Origin of the sequence: Variovorax rhizosphaerae (assembly GCF_037889975.1) — a bacterium.
GTDB classification, from domain to species: Bacteria; Pseudomonadota; Gammaproteobacteria; order Burkholderiales; family Burkholderiaceae_C; genus Variovorax; species Variovorax rhizosphaerae.
In genome coordinates this window covers 1-18,290 of the sequence record NZ_JBBKZT010000046.1, presented here as the reverse complement: position 1 = coordinate 18,290, position 18,290 = coordinate 1, and the positions used below count along the sequence as shown (strand labels likewise).

17 protein-coding genes and 1 pseudogene are annotated in these 18,290 nt (G+C 63.8%); 10 read left to right on the top strand and 8 right to left on the bottom strand.

The window, feature by feature from the left end; genetic code table 11:
* Positions 1–184, top strand: a pseudogene (locus tag WKW82_RS38360) (IS5/IS1182 family transposase); the annotation flags it as partial.
* Positions 185–524: 340 nt separating this feature from the next.
* Here the strand turns inward: WKW82_RS38360 and WKW82_RS38355 are convergent.
* Together WKW82_RS38355 and WKW82_RS38350 are read right to left on the bottom strand one after the other, a co-directional pair.
* Positions 525–968, bottom strand: a complete 444-nt coding sequence (locus WKW82_RS38355) for a hypothetical protein (protein ID WP_340348477.1) — start codon at positions 966–968, stop codon at positions 525–527.
* A gap of 132 nt (positions 969–1,100) precedes the next feature.
* Positions 1,101–1,331 (bottom strand): hypothetical protein, encoded by a 231-nt coding sequence (locus WKW82_RS38350; protein WP_340348476.1) that lies wholly within the window; start codon positions 1,329–1,331, stop codon positions 1,101–1,103.
* 555 nt (positions 1,332–1,886) lie between these two features.
* Here WKW82_RS38350 and WKW82_RS38345 point away from each other — a divergent pair.
* The gene (locus tag WKW82_RS38345; protein ID WP_340348475.1) at positions 1,887–2,561 is read left to right on the top strand and encodes an ion channel; all 675 of its coding nucleotides are present in this window, start codon (positions 1,887–1,889) and stop codon (positions 2,559–2,561) included.
* A gap of 414 nt (positions 2,562–2,975) precedes the next feature.
* Here WKW82_RS38345 and WKW82_RS38340 read toward each other — a convergent pair whose 3' ends face one another.
* The 3 genes from WKW82_RS38340 to WKW82_RS38330 are packed head-to-tail and all read right to left on the bottom strand — an operon-like array spanning position 2,976 to position 3,624.
* Positions 2,976–3,209 carry a hypothetical protein gene (locus WKW82_RS38340; RefSeq protein ID WP_340348474.1) on the bottom strand — a complete coding sequence of 78 codons (234 nt, stop codon included), beginning with the start codon at positions 3,207–3,209 and terminating at the stop codon, positions 2,976–2,978.
* A 2-nt stretch (positions 3,210–3,211) separates the two neighbouring features.
* Entirely contained in the window at positions 3,212–3,463 is a 252-nt protein-coding gene (locus WKW82_RS38335; protein ID WP_340348473.1) for a hypothetical protein, read from the bottom strand.
* Positions 3,463–3,624, bottom strand: a complete 162-nt coding sequence (locus WKW82_RS38330; RefSeq protein WP_340348472.1) for a hypothetical protein — start codon at positions 3,622–3,624, stop codon at positions 3,463–3,465. Before WKW82_RS38330 ends, WKW82_RS38335 begins: the two co-directional genes overlap by 1 nt.
* 95 nt (positions 3,625–3,719) lie before the next feature.
* Here WKW82_RS38330 and WKW82_RS38325 point away from each other — a divergent pair, with 95 nt between their 5' ends.
* From WKW82_RS38325 to WKW82_RS38315, 3 genes are all read left to right on the top strand, one after another.
* Positions 3,720–3,974, top strand: a complete 255-nt coding sequence (locus WKW82_RS38325) for a hypothetical protein (RefSeq protein WP_340348471.1) — start codon at positions 3,720–3,722, stop codon at positions 3,972–3,974.
* 109 nt (positions 3,975–4,083) lie between these two features.
* A complete protein-coding gene (locus tag WKW82_RS38320) occupies positions 4,084–4,380 on the top strand; it encodes a CYTH domain-containing protein (RefSeq protein ID WP_340348470.1) in 297 nt (98 codons plus the stop codon).
* Positions 4,381–4,520: 140 nt separating this feature from the next.
* Positions 4,521–5,921, top strand: coding sequence for an ISKra4 family transposase (locus WKW82_RS38315; protein WP_340348478.1), 1,401 nt, complete (start codon positions 4,521–4,523; stop codon positions 5,919–5,921).
* Between the two features lie 42 nt (positions 5,922–5,963).
* On the opposite strand, the gene WKW82_RS38310 is transcribed toward WKW82_RS38315, so the two are convergent.
* Genes WKW82_RS38310 through WKW82_RS38300 form a run of 3 tightly spaced genes read right to left on the bottom strand, consistent with a single transcriptional unit; the run spans position 5,964 to position 8,615 of the window.
* Positions 5,964–7,895: a TOTE conflict system archaeo-eukaryotic primase domain-containing protein gene (locus WKW82_RS38310; protein WP_340348469.1), complete on the bottom strand. Its 1,932-nt coding sequence runs from the start codon at positions 7,893–7,895 to the stop codon at positions 5,964–5,966.
* Between the two features lie 22 nt (positions 7,896–7,917).
* Positions 7,918–8,328 carry a PIN domain-containing protein gene (locus WKW82_RS38305; RefSeq protein WP_340348468.1) on the bottom strand — a complete coding sequence of 137 codons (411 nt, stop codon included), beginning with the start codon at positions 8,326–8,328 and terminating at the stop codon, positions 7,918–7,920.
* A complete protein-coding gene (locus tag WKW82_RS38300) occupies positions 8,325–8,615 on the bottom strand; it encodes a FitA-like ribbon-helix-helix domain-containing protein (RefSeq protein WP_340348467.1) in 291 nt (96 codons plus the stop codon). Before WKW82_RS38300 ends, WKW82_RS38305 begins: the two co-directional genes overlap by 4 nt.
* 308 nt (positions 8,616–8,923) lie before the next feature.
* On the opposite strand from WKW82_RS38300, the gene WKW82_RS38295 reads away from it, so the two are divergent.
* The 5 genes from WKW82_RS38295 to WKW82_RS38275 all read left to right on the top strand — a co-directional run.
* Positions 8,924–9,976: a DNA-binding protein gene (locus tag WKW82_RS38295; RefSeq protein ID WP_340348466.1), complete on the top strand. Its 1,053-nt coding sequence runs from the start codon at positions 8,924–8,926 to the stop codon at positions 9,974–9,976.
* A 131-nt stretch (positions 9,977–10,107) separates the two neighbouring features.
* Positions 10,108–10,449 carry a hypothetical protein gene (locus WKW82_RS38290; protein ID WP_340348465.1) on the top strand — a complete coding sequence of 114 codons (342 nt, stop codon included), beginning with the start codon at positions 10,108–10,110 and terminating at the stop codon, positions 10,447–10,449.
* Positions 10,450–11,250: 801 nt separating this feature from the next.
* Positions 11,251–11,745 (top strand): DUF4145 domain-containing protein, encoded by a 495-nt coding sequence (locus WKW82_RS38285; RefSeq protein ID WP_340348464.1) that lies wholly within the window; start codon positions 11,251–11,253, stop codon positions 11,743–11,745.
* 334 nt (positions 11,746–12,079) lie between these two features.
* Positions 12,080–12,523: a hypothetical protein gene (locus WKW82_RS38280; RefSeq protein ID WP_340348463.1), complete on the top strand. Its 444-nt coding sequence runs from the start codon at positions 12,080–12,082 to the stop codon at positions 12,521–12,523.
* A 322-nt stretch (positions 12,524–12,845) separates the two neighbouring features.
* Positions 12,846–18,290 (top strand): beta strand repeat-containing protein (locus WKW82_RS38275; RefSeq protein ID WP_340348462.1); only part of this gene is annotated, 5,445 nt, incomplete at its 3' end.

Genomic DNA, 18,290 nt, shown 5'->3' with positions numbered 1-18,290 from the left:
CAGCCAACGCAAGAGAAAGCGAATCGAACAGTGCTTCGGCTGGGGCAAGGCAATCGGACCAATCCGGCAGGTGATGGTGCAAGGACTGGATAAGGTCGACCAGCTTCTGACTCTGACGATGACTGCCTACAACCTCACGCGGCTGCGCAACTTGGCCAACCTGCGCCCGCAATGCGTGCAATGAGCGGTGAGAGCACCGAAATGACCTGATGGAACCGCATGAATGCCGCTGCGCGGACTCGATTCCACCGCCCTCGCGTGACCCGACGTACTGGATGAAGACCCGAGTCCGAATTGCAAGGGGAAAACGCGTGCCAATGAGCGGTTTTTCAACGGCCTGTTAATGGCGCAGGTCGTACATGGCCAGCAGCGCGAACGCCATCAAGGCCACGAGGACGATGATGACGAAGAGTTTGAGCCCCTTGTCGGGGTCGTCGTCGTGTTTCATTTCGTTCAAGCCCCGCTACCACCAAGCCCTTGCATGCTGTTCGCAAGATTCTGAAGCATTCGCGAACGAATGGCATTCAGACTCCAATCTGACCGATTGTCGTGCGCGCCCCAAGCAAACAGGCGCCGTTGACGATCGCGATAGCCAACTCGGGCGATGGCCGTGAGGGGCCAAAGACGTACGCTGCAATGGCGGTGTTGGCGTGGGTGACAGCGGCATCGATTCGCTTGTCCCCTGGTTGCCTTGACGTACTTGCGGGCGGCGCCAGTAGTTCCAACGCTGCAGCCTGTGTCATCCCTTTGTCGCGGGCGCGCGCGACTTCGGCGGCCTGCTGGCCATGCTGGCGACATGCAGGCACGGCAATGAACTTTGCAACTTCCGGCACCAAGGCAAACGACGCGGCGAACGCCCGCTGCAAGTCGTCACCAGCAAGTGCTGTGGGTTGAGCTGCCGCGCGGAGACTGAAGCCGCAGAGAAGGAAAGCCGCGACGCGAAGGCGACCTGGCATCCGGTGAATCAATGCGAACTCCTTGGCGTCTGAATGCTCTTGCCTGCAGCGTCGGCGTGGAGGCGGGACTCGCACCGCGCTCGACTCGGCGTCTCGTCCCTCGGCCCCATGCATGGGGCGCAAGCCATCATCGTTGTGGCGCGGTCAATCGGCAAGGTGTCTTGCTGCGCGGTTGGCCTTGCGTCCCAACGCTCGGGTCAACGTCCGCTTGCCGTGGTCGCAACCTTGATTGCCGCCAGCAATTCTGCGCTTGAGAAACGGCTTTCTCAAAAGTGTCGCCATGAAAAGCTCGCCTGAAGGAAACTGGGCCACGCGGAATTGCGCGAGCCGTAACACCCGCGCCAGCATGGTCCGTACCGCCGACTCGTCATCCACGACCGCAATGAGAGGCTCAGGTCCGAGCATCGCCGACGGTACCGCGTCTTACGTGCGGGTGACACTGTCCTTTGGTTCAGTGCTCAAAGGGGCGTGCCCTGTCGGCTGGCCTCAAAGCCAACCGGTTCGAGCCGTAGCCGAATGCATACCCCCGTCGACAGACTCGGCACGTGAAGGGACGCAATCTCGAAGCCATGCCTATTCGTGCGAAGTGGCAACATGGCGGCGACGGCATCTGCTTTGTGCTCGTATTCGCGCGTGGTGCATATTTCATGCGACGCATTGAAGCAGAGCCGATCCCGGAAACGTGTAGCGTTTCATCGGCGCGTTGAGTCATGCTTGGCTGTCCATCAATATCCTGGCTGGCCTGGTCGGCAGAAACGACGGCGGAATGCCGCTGGCGCGGGAGAAGCAAGAGGTTCTGGGTTGCCGTCGCCATCGGCTTCTCTGCCACCGCCGGCTGGCTGGCGTTGCGCAATACGAGGAACGCTCGCTGCGAATCACTTCCCGCACGGCTCGCCTCCCCTGCCGGAAACGCCTTAGCATCCGGTTCGCATGAACTACCTTCGAATGTTTGCCGAAACGCGCCGTCACCCCTGCGCGGTGTTGCTGGTTGTTCAGCTCTTTGGCATCGTGGCCTACCCTTTCGTGGAATCGACGCGTGTCGGGGGCGGCGTGCTGGCCGTGTTCGGCATCGTTGTGCTCTTCATCTCCGTGCGCATGGTGCGCCGGACGCCCGGGCTGACCTGGGTCAGCGTCTGCCTTGCGATCCCGGCAGTCATCCTGCTGGCGCTGCAAACTCTGGGCGACTTTCCTTCGTTGCTGCCTTGGTCCTCAGGACTCGAAGCCGTTTTCTATCTCTATGCCGCGGGCAGCCTGATTGCTTACATGATGGCCGACCGCAAGGCCACGCTCGACGAACTGTTCGCAGTGGGGGCCACGTTCACGTTGCTGGCTTGGGCGTTCACGCATCTGTTCGTGGTGACGCAAGCGCTGCAACCCGGCAGCTTCCTGGCGGCGACGAATGCACAGGCGCCGCGGACCTGGACCGAACTGATGTACCTGAGCTTTGCCTTGTTGTCGAGCACCGGCATCGGCGACGTGATCCCTGTCACCGTCCATGCACGCGCACTCGGCAGTGTGGCAATGTTCACGGGGGTGATGTATCTCGCCCTCGTCGTCTCGCGGCTGGTCGGGCTGACGTTGCAGCCGCACACTGGCGCAAACTGATCGCTGCCGTTCCGACCCTCAGTTGCTGCCCAATGCGCAGCCAAAATGGAAACTGTCGGTCGAAGTCTTGCGGACTGACTTCCTCAAGCTCCTCGCAGGCCGAGTTCGGCACGGCGACCTTTCCAAAGAACTGCAGGCTTACCGTGGGCGCGTTGTTCTCCATCTGCGGCGCCTTCTGGTAGATCACCTTCAGGCCGAAGGTCGGTTCGGGCGGATTGGGTCAGAAACTGCCCGCGTCCCCGACACAAACTCCCAGTACGGCGCGAAGTAGCTGACCTTCGCCTTGCGGGGCGTAGAAGTGCGCCGCAGGGCAGTGTGCGTCCGCCGTGAGCCAGACCACGTTGCGGAATGCCGGCCCGCTTGATCTAGCGCAGGCGCGCGATCTCGATCTCGCGCCCCAGTGGCTGGTTCGCCTCATTTGGTGGCAATCGCCTCCCACAGGTCGCGGCCATTGGCATCTTTGCCAGCGGGCACGCCCAGGCCGATCGGCATGTAGGCGGCGGCGATCAACCTTCCACACCGCCTTCGACTGTTCAATCCTTGCGCCAGCCGGGCGGCCTGCGGCCGCCCGATGAAGGCGCTCTGCGCGTCACCCGTCGCTTGCAAATTGACTGAACTGGCACCGCGGTAGCTGCGCATGTCGACCATGATCAGTCCAGCGACGGCCCCTGTGGCAGATGGTGGTAGACGCGCTGCGATTCCTCGTCGTCATGATGTCGCAAGGGTGCGTAGTCGTGAAAGGCCCGCGTCGCGCGTGCGACCGGCAGCAGGTGTTCTTTTCCTTGCAGGGTGCATCGCTCTGCACGCACTTCGCGTCCGGCCAGGCAGGTTGATGTCCTCGTGGTCATGCCATTGCCTGATCTGCGGTCCACGGCCGCCGTGCTGCGGATGTTGGCGTCCATCAGGTGTAGCGGTAGCGGCCGCGAAGCTCGTCGAGCCTCTCGGCCACCTTGCTGACTTCCTCGGTCACGAGGTTGTTCCACACCATGCGGTCGGGCAGTTTCAGTTGGGGTGCGAACGGGCCCGTCGGCGTAGACGGTGTCGCCGCTCCAGATGAGCGCACGTCGCGCGTTGCGCGACCGCCAGCGGAAAAGGCCTCCCCCGTTCACGCCTACCATCGGCGCACAATGCGTGTGCTCCTTCGCACTGAGGCCCCCCATGAACGCCATCAAACTTGCCCGCAGGAAGATCGCTGCGGATCCCACGAGTGAATCCTGTCGAACGCTCGCAAAGTTGGTCCTCGCGCTTGAATCGGATCAGGATTTCAAGATTGCGGACCTCTACACGCTTGACATGAAGAGCTTCGAACTCGCACTTGCCATTCTGAGCGAGTGGCGCTTGGATCGCTACATCCAGGGGAAAGCCAAGCTCTTCGACATGTCGCATCAGGTACGCGACATGTCCCTTTCTTGACGCCGCCGACCTCTGCGCCACGCGTCGCAGCGTGCCCCGCGGCCATGGCCAAGTCCGTCTTTGGGCTTTGGTCGGCACGGTATTTGTGACGAAGCAACCGGGAGTGAGCATGGAAGTCGAGTTCAAGTTCGAAGTGCCTGCGAAGCAGCTCAAGGCCGTCGAGAAGGCTCTGCGCGCGGTTGACGCAACGGCCACCCGCTTGCAGGCGCACTACTTCGACACGGCGGATGGTCGGCTTGCCGCAAAGGGCGTCGCGCTGCGTATCCGCAAGGAAGGGGAAAAGTGGGTGCAGACGGCGAAGGCAAAGGGTGGTGGGCCGCTGCACCGGCTGGAACACAACGCCGAGCGAGAGTGTGCAAAAGTGTGGGAGGCTAAGAGGGGCGGGGACCTCGCTTCGAATTGCTGATAAGCGGCCATCTGGGCCATCTTCGCTACTCTCGCGATCATCGTACGGTCCGGAGATAAACCATGCGCTTGATCATTGAGGCTCGAACCGCGGAGGCCGCGGACATCGGCGACGCAGTAGACGGTGCGGTCACGTTGGCCGTGCTCGAGCGGCGCGACCGCAGTCTTTCCAAGTTGGGCCTCACCCTTGCTGAAGGCCGTGCCCTGCTGGCTCGGGCCCAAGACGTATTGGTCTCGCAGCAGGTCGACGCTTGGATGTTGGGCGAGATGAATTGCCGCCGGTGCGGCACGGCGCTCAGCCACAAGGACAGTCGCAACGTAGTGGTGCGGACCGTGTATGGAAACGTGGCCGTCAAGAGCCCGAGATTGTGGTCGTGTCGCTGCCGCGCGGCGCCGGGGACCGCACGCAGCTCCATGAGTCCGCTCTGCAAGGCGCTGCCAAAGCGTGTGACACCTGAACTGGAATACCTTCAGGTGGAATGGGCTGCCCATTTGCCTTACCGGCAGGCCACAGCACTGCTCAAGGAGGTCCTTCCTCTGGACAAGCAGATCTCGTTCAGCGGCACACGGCAAAGAATTCATAAGGTCGCGAGGCAACTCGATGCCGAGGTGGACCGCGATATTGCCAACCAACCGAAAGCCGCCGCAATCGCCGACACCATCGCCCCACCGCGCGAATCCCCCAACGTCGCGTGCGTCAGCGTCGATTCGGCATGGTTGACGCACCACAGCACCGCAAAGGGTCGCCAGGCTGCGCGCGCCGAAGCCAAGCTTCGGTCGCCTTGGTCGCAGCCACCGACCTTGCAACGCCACGTGAACATCGTTGCCGGGCGAGCTGCGTTTGCCGACCGCGCTCCCCGCGTGTACGCGTACGTGCACAAGCAGGTGCCCTCGGCGGCCGCGCGATTGGATCAGTTCCTCGCCCGAAGCGGTGTCGAGCCCAACGAGCGAGTGACCGTGATCAGCGATGACGCGGGCGAGTTCGCCAAGGCGGTCGAGGGCAGTCAGCTTGCCCGCGGCAGGATACTTGACTGGTTTCACATCGCAATGAAGTTCAAGGCGGCGGAGAACTCGGTATTCGGCAGCGCGATGATCGAACCGCTGGAGCGAGCCTGGGTGCAGAGCGAGATCCGCAGCGCCAAATGGTTCGTCTGGCACGGCAAGGGCGGCAAGTCCGTGGCGCGCATCAAGGCGCTCGATGACGCGTTGCTGGCCAGGGCGGGCTATGAATACTCGACGCTTTGGTGGAATCTCCAGCGCGTTTCTGGCTACATCAAGAACAACGCCGGCACGCTGGTGAATTACGGGGCGCGTCACAGAAGGGGCTTGGCTATCAGCAGCAGCATCGCAGAGTCGGCAGTGAACCTGGTGGTGAGCCATCGGATGGCGAAGAAGCAGCAAATGCGATGGACCGACGAAGGGGCCCATTGCCTGGCGCAGGTCCGTGTCGCTGCTCTCAACGGCGAACTGTCGCCAGGTCGACTGGCGAAGTGGGCCAAGGCGTCGAGGACGGGCATTCGACTGTCGTGCCATCCGCCGTAACGGCGGCGGGTTCCAGGGGAGTTTGGTGCTTGACCTTCGGAATCAGCCTCCCACACTTTTGCACACGCTCAACGCGTCATTCGCAAGGTGCCGAAACACGTCCTGAATGCCCGCAGTGCTAGGCAGATCGATGCGGGAAGACCGTGATCTCGGCAGCACCTCCAGGTCGTGCGGTGCGCCGACCGGTCTGGCCGCCGTATGCCGGATGGGCCCGCATTGCATGAAGATGATTGGCTGCTGGCCATCGCGGCGAATCGGCGTGGCGGTCAGGCCGAGCACGAACTTCGCCTTGATCCGTTTGAGGATGGCATCGAACGATGTGGCGCCAATATGGTGACACTCATCGACGATGACCTGTCCGTAGGTCTCGACAAGCGAATTGACCTCTCCCTGACGGGACACCGACTGCATCACGGCGATGTCGATCCTGCCGGTGGGCTTGGATTTTCCGCCACCAATGGTGCCGACCATGCCCTTTCCTGCGCCGAGAAAGGCTTGCAGTCGCTCTTGCCATTGCTTGAGCAGCTCGGTTCGATGCACCAGTACCAGAGTGTTCACCCTGCGTCTGGCGATGAGGGCGGCCGCAGTGACCGTCTTGCCGAATGCGGTCGGCGCGCAAAGCACGCCCGCCTCGTGACGCAGCATGGCCGAGACAGCCGCCTCCTGGTCATGCCGCAAGTTGCCGACGAAGCTGACATTGATGGGCTCCCCACGATACCTCTCGTCTCGCAGGTCGCAGCGAATATCGTTTTCTTTCAGCAATGCCAGGGCGGCATCGAGGCAGCCGCGCGGCAACGCGATGTGCTGCGGGAAGTTCTCGGCTTGCCCGATCACACGCGGCTTGTCCCATACGGACATCCGCATGGCCTGGGCCTTGTAGAACTCGGGGTTCTGAAAGGCCGCCAGCCGGATCAGGCGATTGGCAAGCGCTTGGGGCAATTCGCCTTTCTCAAAATAAATCAGGTTGGCCAGCGTCACGATCAACGCCTCGGGCATCGCGCCCGCCAGCTTCGTTGATGTGGTGGCCTCCCGCTTCCATGGCGTGGCCAAGTCTTCATCGTCGATGAAAGTCACGTCGAGGGGGTGAGTGCCACCGGTGGCACGCAGGATGGTCGGCTCGACGTCGTGTGGCTCCATAGGCTTGACGGACGCGAGGAATGCCCACTGGTCGCGGTGCGGACACAGATCGACATCGACGAAGACGCTACAGCCTTTCTCGCGCGGGTGCTTTTGCAGTGGCAGGGCGATCAGGTTGCCGAAACCGCCTTTGGGCATCGTGTCCTGATTGGGAAACAGGCGGTCGTAGGATGCCAGTTTGAGCTGTCGGGTTCGTGCGCAGGTGTGGCTGATGATGGCCGTCCCCAGGCGCCGGGCATCCCGTGCAGAGACTCTCCCCGCAAAGAAGATCCAAGCATGCGCGCCCCGGCCAGAGCGTGAAATCTCCAGCGCCGCTGGCACACCTAACTCGCTGCAGGCCTGCATGAACGCATGGGCGTCTTGCTGCCACTCGGCCTCGTCGAAATCGACGGCCAGAAAATGGCAGATGTCGTCTTCCAGCAGCGGGTAGACCCCCACCGTATGCTTGCCGGCCAGATGGTCGTAGATCACCGCATCGGACAGGGGGATCAGCAGACGGTGGGTGCAGTCGGCGCATTTGATGCGTGGCTTCTCGCAAACGCCGGCCCGCCACTCGTTGCCGCATGCGGGCGCGTAGCCCGACTTGCCTGAGGTCTTGCCTTCCCAGCGTACAGGATAGACATCCGTGCGGCCACGGAACAGCCGCCGAAACAGCGCCACCTTCTCTGGGGTTGATAGGCGAGACGGCTCGGATTCCGATTTCGGCTCTGGGGCTAGGGCGGGCGTTGCCGGCGCTGGCGATGGCGCTGTTCGCCATTCAATCCTGTCCGATTCCAGCAACGCTACCAGCCGAGCGTTCTCCGCTTGCAGGGCCGCGAACGCATCGTGTTCAGTCATCATCGCGGTCGTGAACGCCTGGTCACACAAACGGGTCGATGACAGCCAGGCCCATCGCGAGGAATGGCCCCGTGTCGCGAGTGGCAACGGTAGTGATGCCGGCGGAGTGCGCAACCGCCGCGATCTGTCCGTCGCCGATCGTGACGTTGTACCCTACCCCTAACGCCCGCTCCGTCAACTGGGCGTATGAGCGCGCCGCGAACTCGTCGAACGGAAGGACTTGGAATCGCGGGATGATGGCGTTGACGGCCTGATCCACGCGCGTGCGGTTCTGCCCCACTGGCATGCGCGAGACGCCCGAGAGCATCTCCATCACGGTGGTGGCGCAGATGCACAGGTCGGCCGGCGCCCGCAGGTTGAACCAGTCCACCACCTTCTGGGCAGGCTGCGGCTTTATCAGTTCGGAGACGACGTTCGTATCGAGCAGGATCATTCAAAGCTCGCCGGCTCGACGCTTTCGTCCAAGCGTTTGAACAGCGCGTCGACATCCTCGTTGCTGAGGCGCTCGCCGGCCGCCGCGAGATCGGAGTGCAACTGCCGCCCGATCGCGACGAGTTGGTCGCCAAAGCCTGGAGTCGATGACGACTGCCTCGTGGCCACCTCGACTAGGACGGTGCGAGCAAAGCCCTCGACACTGCGGCGCCCTCCCCTGCGGGCCGCCAGGATCTTCAGCGCCGCGTGCGCCGTTTCGGGAAAGTCGCGGATTGTGAGCGTGGGCACTTGCTGTCACTCCTTCGTAGTGCTAGCAATCATAGACGGCCATGCCCTCCCGTACAAGGATCAGGGCAAAGTCGCCTACCGCCCTGTGCAGAACCGGTCCGTTTTGGACGACGCCTAAGATCGTTGGCGTATACCTCAGACATCCGAGTTCCTTTAGGCGATTCGAGTATGGGTCTATCCCTTGAAGGTGCGCGCCTCGCTTTCTCTGGCTCTTTCCGCGATCTCAGTCGAAGCAATATCTATCCCTTATCGTTGGTAAATATTAGAGGGGAAGGGCGGGTCGTTCGCCTGAAAGTTGCGAGGTTCAAATGGCTGAGATTCAACAGTTTCGACGTGGCATCCAGGAAGAAGACGTGTGCAGGGCCGCGGACGCGCTTCTGGCCGAGGGGCTGCGGCCCACCATCGAGCGCGTGCGGCTCAAGATCGGGCGCGGGTCGCCGAATACCGTGAGCCCGATGCTGGAGAAATGGTTTGGGAGTTTGAGCCAAAGGATCGCCGGTGGGACGAATCCCTCGGCCAATCTCGCGGCGGGAAACGACGCGGACGGCGTGCCGGTGTCGGTGCGCAATGCCACGCGGCTCCTGTGGGAGACGGCGCGGCGCGAAGCCGAGGATGTCCAGCGGCAGGAACTGGAAGGCGTGCGGGCCTCGCTGGAAGAAGCCGCCAATGTGCTGGCGGTTGACCGGGCCGATTTGGCGCAGCGTGAAGCCGCCTTCGAACAGGCCCGGGTGAGCCTGGACGCGGCGCTGGCCTCATCGCAGCAGGCGCGCGAGACGCTGGAGCGGCAGCTGGCCGAGCAGACGGCCGAGACCGCGCGGCTGCGGGCCACGTTCGAACAAGAGATCGCCCGGCTCAACGCCCTCCTCCAGCAGTCTCACGCCAGCAAGGAAGTGCTGCGGCAGGAGCAGGCGGCGGCGCTTGCCGAGCGCGACAAGGATGTCAAGGCGGAGCGGGAACGCCACGTCGCCTTGGAACGCCACTCACATGAGGAGGTCGACCGTGCGCGCCAGACCTCGAAGCAGCTGGAGGCTGCACTGGCCAGGGAACAGCAACAGCGCATTCGGAGCGAGGAAGCCGCAGCCCAGACGCTGGAGGCCGGCCGCCGGATGCTGCGCGAGACACAGCAGGCTGCTCAGCAGGTCGAACGAGAGCTTCGCGATCAACTCACCCGCCAGGCAAGCCTGCTCGCGCAATCCCAGTCCGAGGGTGCGGCTCGGGCGCAGCGATTGGACGACCTTGAACGTCAGCTGGGTGAAGAAAAGAAATCGCACGAGGACACGCGCGCGCTACTCGCCGCCGCGCTCGTCGACACGCGAAAGCCTACTAAGGCACGCCGCAAGACGGTCAGGACGAGCAAGTAGACCGCCACATGCACCAAAACCGAGATCACCCTTGGGCATCCGGACAAGAAAAGCAACAATTTCGGCCGCACCGCGCCCCTGCTTTTCACCCAAAATGCGCCCTCCTCGACCTTGCCGCCCGTGAGATGAAAATGGAATTCACCGCGCCAACCGGACTGCGCCGCTCGCGCTTTGGAAATCTGCGTCAGGGAATCGATTCGCGAAGGGCGCTCCTGCGACCCCAGATCGATCGGCTCATGGAGCGCCTGGAAGGCGTTGGGGTGAAGTCCGAGGTGATTGGCTCTCTCGCGCGCGAATCGGCTCCGTTCACTGAGGGGTCCAAAGTGGATGTCCTAATCCTCGACGACGCGGGGCTGCGGGGCTTTCGGCTTTTGGAGATCGCTTGGGACGAGGTCCGGGACGCCCCAGTGGACCTGGTCTTTGCGCGCGACCTGACGGAAGCGCAATTGACCGCCGTGAGGCGGCACGCCTAGGCCGACCCTCCGACCACGGATTCGTAGGGCTGCAACCAGGGCTCAACGCATTCGTAGAAGAAAGTGAATCTGACACTCCTGCGCAGGTAAATGTGTCGCTGCGCCTCTTCGGGACTGCCCCTGCCGGCCACAAATGCCGCACCCAGCCTTGCATTGCGCGGTCCGCGAAGCAAATCTGTCTCACTGCCGCCGGTCGGCTCGGCTGCGAAGGAAATGTGTCACCGAAATCCCACACCTGCAGGACCGTGATCACCGCAGGGGCTGCCTCCAGGCAAATCCAGTGCGCGAAACTCGAGTGATCGAAGAGGCGTACACGGCGCTGCAGCTTCGCGCTGTAGCCCTCGATCAAGCGTGTGCCACGGGGTCGCGCCGTCTCTATCGGGGCCCAGGAAAGCGAGCGCGGAAGTCCCTCATGGATCACGACCATACGCGCCGGCCACGCCACCGCACATCCACAATGTGACGGATTTGCTTCGTTCAAAGGGGGGTAGCCGTACTCTTGCGGAAAATTGACACGCCAAGGCGCAATGTCCTTTTCAGAATCAACGGCTTGCCGGCAGAGGACTGTCGCGCACACGCCGGTATCGTAAGTCGTTGCCCGGCAACAGGATTTCAGGTCAAAGCGCACCATTCTGCAGAGAAAGTACACCTGCCCCGTACACTCCCGCGCCATGGATTGCATGACGTTCGCAGTGGAGATGTCGAAGGTGTGGGCATGGCCGCTGGTCGCCGTGCTCGTCATCATTGTCTTCAAGGGCAAGCTGACCAAGCTTTTCGACGAGATCACTGAGCTGAAAGGGCTTGGGGGTCGAGGCGAAGTTTGCGAGGGGTGCAAAAGAAGCGCTTGCCGAGGTCGAGGCGATTGAGGCCACTGAAGCGCCGCCAGTTGTTCCGCACGTCGAGCCGCCCTTCGACCCCAACGCACCTGTTGACGACCCGTGCTTGGCGCGCATCCACCTCATTGACCCGGTTTTGGTGGCAACCAGCCCGAAGGCGGCGGTGATGCTGGGACGCGCCAACATCGAGGCGGCGGTGAAGCGATTAAGCATGCGCGAGGGCACGTTGATGCCCAAGGGGACGGGGTACACATTTACGACAGTGCTCTACGCTTTGCAGAGGCACGGGGTCATTCCAAAGCAGGTCGTGCACACCGCGTTGGAGCTGTACAAGCTCGGCAGCAAAGCCGTGCATGGCGACTTCGAGCCGAACGTCGATGCCGCAAAGGACTACGTTGAGGCGTCAGAAAAGGTTGTTCGCCTGCTCCTGCGACCTCCCTCAGAGTCAACGGTCTCTTAGGAGGGGTAATCGCGCTTTCGATGAAATTTGATACGGTCAGGTCAGGAATACCGACACGGGACAACGACTTACCGGCCCGCGTCTCTGCGCAAAGACGCACCGTCGCAAGTCGTTGATCTAGATAGAGAAATTTTGGCGACCGCATCAATCCGCACGATAAGTACGACCACCCCTGTATCCACCTTGAGTAAACGGCAGTCAGCCTGCGTCCGTGTATTGGTACAGCGCTAACCGGGAATGGACTTTACAGATCAATAGCTTACGTCCATGGTGATTTTTTGCCGTCCCGGACCATTCGCTTCAAGACTGGCACCGGACTGGCACCAGAACAACTATGGCAAGAGATCAAATCTCCACGACTGCTGCCGCCATCAAGGCACTTGATGGCGGCACCTTCGTCACTTTGCACAGCCGCCTCGACAGAGGCGGCGCGCTGCAGGCCCGCAAGCTTGCAAGCGGGGCGGTGCAGCTTTACTGGCGCTACTCACTGGGTGGGAAGATGAGCCGCGAGCCGATCGGCGTATACGACCCCTCGGCTCCGCCCAAGAAGCTGGAGCCGACAGGAGCGCACCCAACGCCGCCCAACGGCTGCATACGACAGCAACGAACTGGAACTCGCGACCCAAAGCGGCTCTTCGCGTCATCGGCTTGGCTTTCCTCAAAGGCGACGTTCGGATCTGCATCAACATGGCCGACCATGGCCGACCATGGCAGATCGACGACCTGCTTGCAGTCGAACTTCGTGTCGAAGGCCAGTCCTGCCAGCTACGTTGACTAGCGAAACGGGCGCGCGATACAGTGACCGCAGCGAGGGGGGTTAAAGCTCTTCGTATGCGCAGCGGTTTCGCGCTCTCGTCATCGCGCGGCCTGCGATCTGGGCTAGCGTTTGTTCTGAGCCGATTCACGCCATGGGTTCGGAGCAAGGGCGGATGAAACGCTGGGTAACACGGTGGCGTTGTCAGCGACGCAGTCTGGACTCTGTTTGCCGGACGGCGGGCACCGCGTTGACTGTTCAGGCGCTGCTCGTGCCTGCGGTCTGCGCCCAGTCATTGACTTGGGGAGTAACGGGTGCCGGCGGATCGGGCACCTGGGATACGACGATGCCGAACTGGTTCGATGGTTCAGCCGCCGTCGCCTGGACCCAAGGCACCAGCGCAATCATAGGCGGTGCAGCCGGCACGGTCACTCTGGGCGTGCCGATCACGGCGCAGAACCTCACGTTCGGAACCAGCGGCTATACGATCACCGGCAGTAGGCTAACGCTCGGCGCCGGCAGCACGTCGACGATCAACCTCGCTCCCGGCACTGCATCCGTCATCAACTCGGCCGTTGCCGGCCCGGACGGGCTCCTGGTGACGGGCGGCGGCACGCTCACGCTCGGCGGCGCAAATACCTTTACCGGCGCGGTCAACATCGCGGCCGGCACCGTGGTGCCCGGGAACAACTCGGCGCTGGGCTCCACCGCAGCCGGGACCACGATCGCGGCCGGCGCCACCCTCGACCTCAACGGCAAGAACATCAGCTCCGAACCGGTCGCGCTCGACGGCGGCACCGTGACGAATTCGTCCGGCTCCGACGGAAAATTGGGTTCGCTCGTGGTAAATGCAAACAGCTTCCTGACGCCCAACTCAGGATGGATCGCGATCAGAAGTACCAGCGGCGCAGGCTCGCTCACAATTTACAGTAGCGGCGGCAGAGGAGTATTCGACAACTCAGGCGGCCTTTGGGCCCATTCGGGCGGAACCGTCCTTAACAGTGGCGGACTGGATCTCTATCAGGGCACGACGATTACTGGCGGGCCGCTCACGATCAACGGAGCTACCTTCAACACTTTCGGTGCCCTCGGCGGTCGTATTGGTTCGAATATCGCCGTCACCGTCAACGGGGGCGCATGGAGCCTGAGAGAAGCCCCGGAAACCATCGGTTCACTGGCCGGCACCGGCGGCACGGTGCGGCTGAACGCATTTTCCCTGACCGCGGGCGGCACCGATGCATCCACCGCGTATTCCGGAATCCTCACAGGAACGGGCGGCAGCTTCCGGAAGACCGGTGCGGGCACGCTGACGTTGAGCGGCCGCAATACGTATACCGGTTCGACGACAATCTCCGGCGGCATTCTGAGCACGCCCCTCCTTGTCAACGGGGCGACCTCCAGTGGTATCGGCTCGTCCGGCAATGCAGCCGGCAACCTGGTCCTGGATGGCGGCGCGCTGCAATACACGGGCGTTGCCGCAGGCACGGATCGGCTGTTCACGTTGACCACGAACGGCGGAGGCCTCGATGCCTCCGGCAGCGGAGCGCTGGCATTCACCAATGCGGGAACGATCGCACTGAACGGAGGCGGAGCGCGCAGCTTCACCCTGACCGGAAGCAACACGGACAACAACACGCTTGCCTCGGTGCTCGGGGACAGCGGGGGCGCCACGTCGCTCGTCAAATCAGGCACCGGTTCCTGGGCATTGACCGGCGCCAACACTTACAGCGGCGGCACGAACGTGAACGCCGGGGCGCTGTTCATCAACGGCAATCAATCTGCGGCGACGGGGACGGTCTCGGTTGCAAGCGGCGCGAGGCTTGGGGGCGTGGGCACCATCGGCGGCAGCGTGAACGTTGCCAGTGGCGGGACCTTCGGCCCTGGCGTTGGCGCTGGCGTGCCGGGAACACTCACGATCAATGGCAACCTCACCCTCAGCAGCGGCTCGACGATTACCTACCAGCTGGGTCAGGCCGGTGTCGTCGGCGGCGCGCTGAACGATCACACGGTGGTGAACGGCAACCTGACGCTGGACGGCACGTTGAACGTCACCGCCTCCGGGGGTGGCTCGTTCGATCCGGGCGTCTATCGGCTGTTCGGCTACGGGGGTGCGCTGACCAACAACGGCCTCGTGGTCGGCACGGTTCCGACGCCGGACTTCTTCCTGCAGACGTCGGTGCCGAACCAGATCAACCTGATCAACACGAACGGCCTGGCGCTGAACTTCTGGGACGGCGGAAACCCGGCCCAGCGCAATAACGGCGTCATCGATGGCGGCAACGGCGCCTGGCAGAACTCGGCCGGAATCGGCAACTGGACCGACTTGAACGGCGCTCTCAATTCAGCCTGGAACGATGGCGCCTTTGCCATCTTCGAGGGTACAGCCGGCACGGTGACGGTGGACAACAGCCTGGGCCAGGTCGTTGCCTCGGGGCTGGATTTCGTGACCGCCGGCTACACGATCGACGGCGCACCGCTCACGCTCACCGAAACGAACGCCGGGACGGGACGCACGATCGTTCGGGTGGAGGACACCGCAACCATCGCCTCGGTGCTGCAGGGAACGGTGCAGTTGGTGAAGACCGATCCGGGCACGCTGATCCTGACCGGCGCCAACACCTACAGCGGCGGCACGGCGATCAACGGCGGCACGCTGCAGATCTCGAGCGACGCCAATCTGGGCGCGCCAGCCGGAGCGCTGAGCCTGGACGGCGGCACGCTCGCCACCACCGCGAGCTTCGGCAGTGCGCGCGTCACGACGCTGAACGCAGGCGGCGGCACGCTCGATGTCGCCAACGGCACCACGCTCACGATGACCAGCGCGATCGGCGGCGCGGGCGCGCTGACCAAGATCAACACGGGCACGCTGGTGCTCACGGGCGCCAACACCTACAGCGGCGGCACGAGCACCAACACCGGCACGCTCCAACTGGGCGACGGAACCACCAACGGCTCGATCAGTGGCAACGTGAGCAACAACGCCGTGCTCGCCTTCAATCCGGCGAACGGTACGACGATGAGCTTCGGCGGGGTCGTCTCCGGCGCCGGCGCGCTCAACCAGACCGGCGCCGGCACGACGATTCTCACCGGCGCCAACACCTACAGCGGCGGCACGAGCATCAATGCCGGCACGCTCCAATTGGGCGACGGCACCACCAACGGCTCGATCGGCGGCAACGTCGCCAACAACGCCGTGCTCGCGTTCAATCCCGCGAACGGCACGACCATGAACCACTCCGGCGTCATCTCCGGCACCGGCGCGGTCAACCAGACCGGCCCCGGCACGACCATCCTCACCGGCGCCAACACCTACAGCGGCGGCACGAGCGTGAATGCGGGGGCGCTGTTCATCAACGGCAATCAATCTGCGGCGACGGGGACGGTCTCGGTTGCAAGCGGCGCGAGGCTTGGGGGCGTGGGCACCATCGGCGGCAGCGTGAACGTTGCCAGTGGCGGGACCTTCGGCCCTGGCGTTGGCGCTGGCGTGCCGGGAACACTCACGATCAATGGCAACCTCACCCTCAGCAGCGGCTCGACGATTACCTACCAGCTGGGTCAGGCCGGTGTCGTCGGCGGCGCGCTGAACGATCACACGGTGGTGAACGGCAACCTGACGCTGGACGGCACGTTGAACGTCACCGCCTCCGGGGGTGGCTCGTTCGATCCGGGCGTCTATCGGCTGTTCGGCTACGGGGGTGCGCTGACCAACAACGGCCTCGTGGTCGGCACGGTTCCGACGCCGGACTTCTTCCTGCAGACGTCGGTGCCGAACCAGATCAACCTGATCAACACGAACGGCCTGGCGCTGAACTTCTGGGACGGCGGAAACCCGGCCCAGCGCAATAACGGCGTCATCGATGGCGGCAACGGCGCCTGGCAGAACTCGGCCGGAATCGGCAACTGGACCGACTTGAACGGCGCTCTCAATTCAGCCTGGAACGATGGCGCCTTTGCCATCTTCGAGGGTACAGCCGGCACGGTGACGGTGGACAACAGCCTGGGCCAGGTCGTTGCCTCGGGGCTGGATTTCGTGACCGCCGGCTACACGATCGACGGCGCACCGCTCACGCTCACCGAAACGAACGCCGGGACGGGACGCACGATCGTTCGGGTGGAGGACACCGCAACCATCGCCTCGGTGCTGCAGGGAACGGTGCAGTTGGTGAAGACCGATCCGGGCACGCTGATCCTGACCGGCGCCAACACCTACAGCGGCGGCACGGCGATCAACGGCGGCACGCTGCAGATCTCGAGCGACGCCAATCTGGGCGCGCCAGCCGGAGCGCTGAGCCTGGACGGCGGCACGCTCGCCACCACCGCGAGCTTCGGCAGTGCGCGCGTCACGACGCTGAACGCAGGCGGCGGCACGCTCGATGTCGCCAACGGCACCACGCTCACGATGACCAGCGCGATCGGCGGCGCGGGCGCGCTGACCAAGATCAACACGGGCACGCTGGTGCTCACGGGCGCCAACACCTACAGCGGCGGCACGAGCATCAACACCGGCACGCTCCAACTGGGCGACGGAACCACCAACGGCTCGATCAGTGGCAACGTGAGCAACAACGCCGTGCTCGCCTTCAATCCGGTGAACGGTACGACGATGAGCTTCGGCGGGGTCGTCTCCGGCGCCGGCGCGCTCAACCAGACCGGCGCCGGCACGACGATTCTCACCGGCGTCAACACCTACAGCGGCGGCACGAGCATCACCGCCGGCACGCTCCAAGTGGGCGACGGCACCACCAACGGCTCGATCAGTGGCAACGTCAACAACAACGCCGCGCTCGCCTTCAATCCGGCGAACGGCACGACGATGGGCTTCGGCGGCGGCGTCTCCGGCACCGGTGCGCTCAAGCTGATCGGCACCGGCACGCTGATCCTCACCGGCGCCAACTCTTACAGCGGCGGCACGGCGATCAACGGCGGCACGCTGCAGGTCGCAAGCGACGTTAGTCTCGGAGCGGCAGCGGGAGCGTTAAGCCTCGACGGCGGCACGCTCGCCACCACCGCGAGCTTTAGCAGCGCGCGCGCCTCGACGCTGAACGCAGGCGGCGGCACGTTCGATGTCGCGCAGGCCACCACGCTCACGATGAGCGGCGCGATCGGCGGCGCGGGCGCGCTGACCCAGGCCAACGCCGGCACGCTGATCCTCACCGGCGCCAACACCTACACGGGGGGCACGAGCATCAACGCCGGTACGCTCCAACTGGGCGACGGAACCAGCAACGGCTCGATCAGCGGCAACGTCAACAACAACGCCGCGCTCGCCTTCAATCCGGCGAACGGCACGATGATGAGTTTCGGCGGGGTCGTCTCCGGCACGGGCGCGGTCGAGCAGACCGGTTCCGGAACAACCGTCCTCACCGGCGCCAACACCTACACAGGCGGCACGACCATATCGAGCGGCACGGTGCAACTCGGCAACGGCGCCGCCACCGGATCGATCACCGGAAACGTGGCCGTCGACAACGGCACGCTCGCCTTCAACCGCAACAACCTTTACGCCTTCGACGGCCTCATCTCCGGCAGCGGTGGCGTGAGCCAGGCCGGCACGGGCACGACCGTGCTGTCGGCCGCGAACACCTACAGCGGCGCCACGACGGTTGCCGCCGGCACCTTGCGCGCAGCCTCGGTCAACGCCTTCAGCGCCAACTCAGCCCACATCGTCGCGAGCGGTGCAACGCTCGACACCGCGGGCTTCAGCCAGCGCGTGGCGGCGCTGGACAACGGTGGTACCGTGAGCCTCCTAGGCGCCGCCCCGGGCAGCACGCTCACAGTCACCGGGGCGTAC

Excerpts from the sequence above, each read along its gene's own strand:
- WKW82_RS38335 (WP_340348473.1), bottom strand. The coding sequence starts at position 3,463 with ATGGACGCCAACATCCGCAGCACGGCGGCCGTGGACCGCAGATCAGGC.
- WKW82_RS38290 (WP_340348465.1), top strand. The coding sequence starts at position 10,108 with ATGGAATTCACCGCGCCAACCGGACTGCGCCGCTCGCGCTTTGGAAAT.
- WKW82_RS38325 (WP_340348471.1), top strand. The coding sequence starts at position 3,720 with ATGAACGCCATCAAACTTGCCCGCAGGAAGATCGCTGCGGATCCCACG.
- WKW82_RS38280 (WP_340348463.1), top strand. The coding sequence starts at position 12,080 with ATGGCAAGAGATCAAATCTCCACGACTGCTGCCGCCATCAAGGCACTT.
- WKW82_RS38345 (WP_340348475.1), top strand. The coding sequence starts at position 1,887 with ATGAACTACCTTCGAATGTTTGCCGAAACGCGCCGTCACCCCTGCGCG.
- WKW82_RS38310 (WP_340348469.1), bottom strand. The coding sequence starts at position 7,895 with ATGACTGAACACGATGCGTTCGCGGCCCTGCAAGCGGAGAACGCTCGG.
- WKW82_RS38340 (WP_340348474.1), bottom strand. The coding sequence starts at position 3,209 with ATGGTCGACATGCGCAGCTACCGCGGTGCCAGTTCAGTCAATTTGCAA.
- WKW82_RS38295 (WP_340348466.1), top strand. The coding sequence starts at position 8,924 with ATGGCTGAGATTCAACAGTTTCGACGTGGCATCCAGGAAGAAGACGTG.
- WKW82_RS38320 (WP_340348470.1), top strand. The coding sequence starts at position 4,084 with ATGGAAGTCGAGTTCAAGTTCGAAGTGCCTGCGAAGCAGCTCAAGGCC.
- WKW82_RS38305 (WP_340348468.1), bottom strand. The coding sequence starts at position 8,328 with ATGATCCTGCTCGATACGAACGTCGTCTCCGAACTGATAAAGCCGCAG.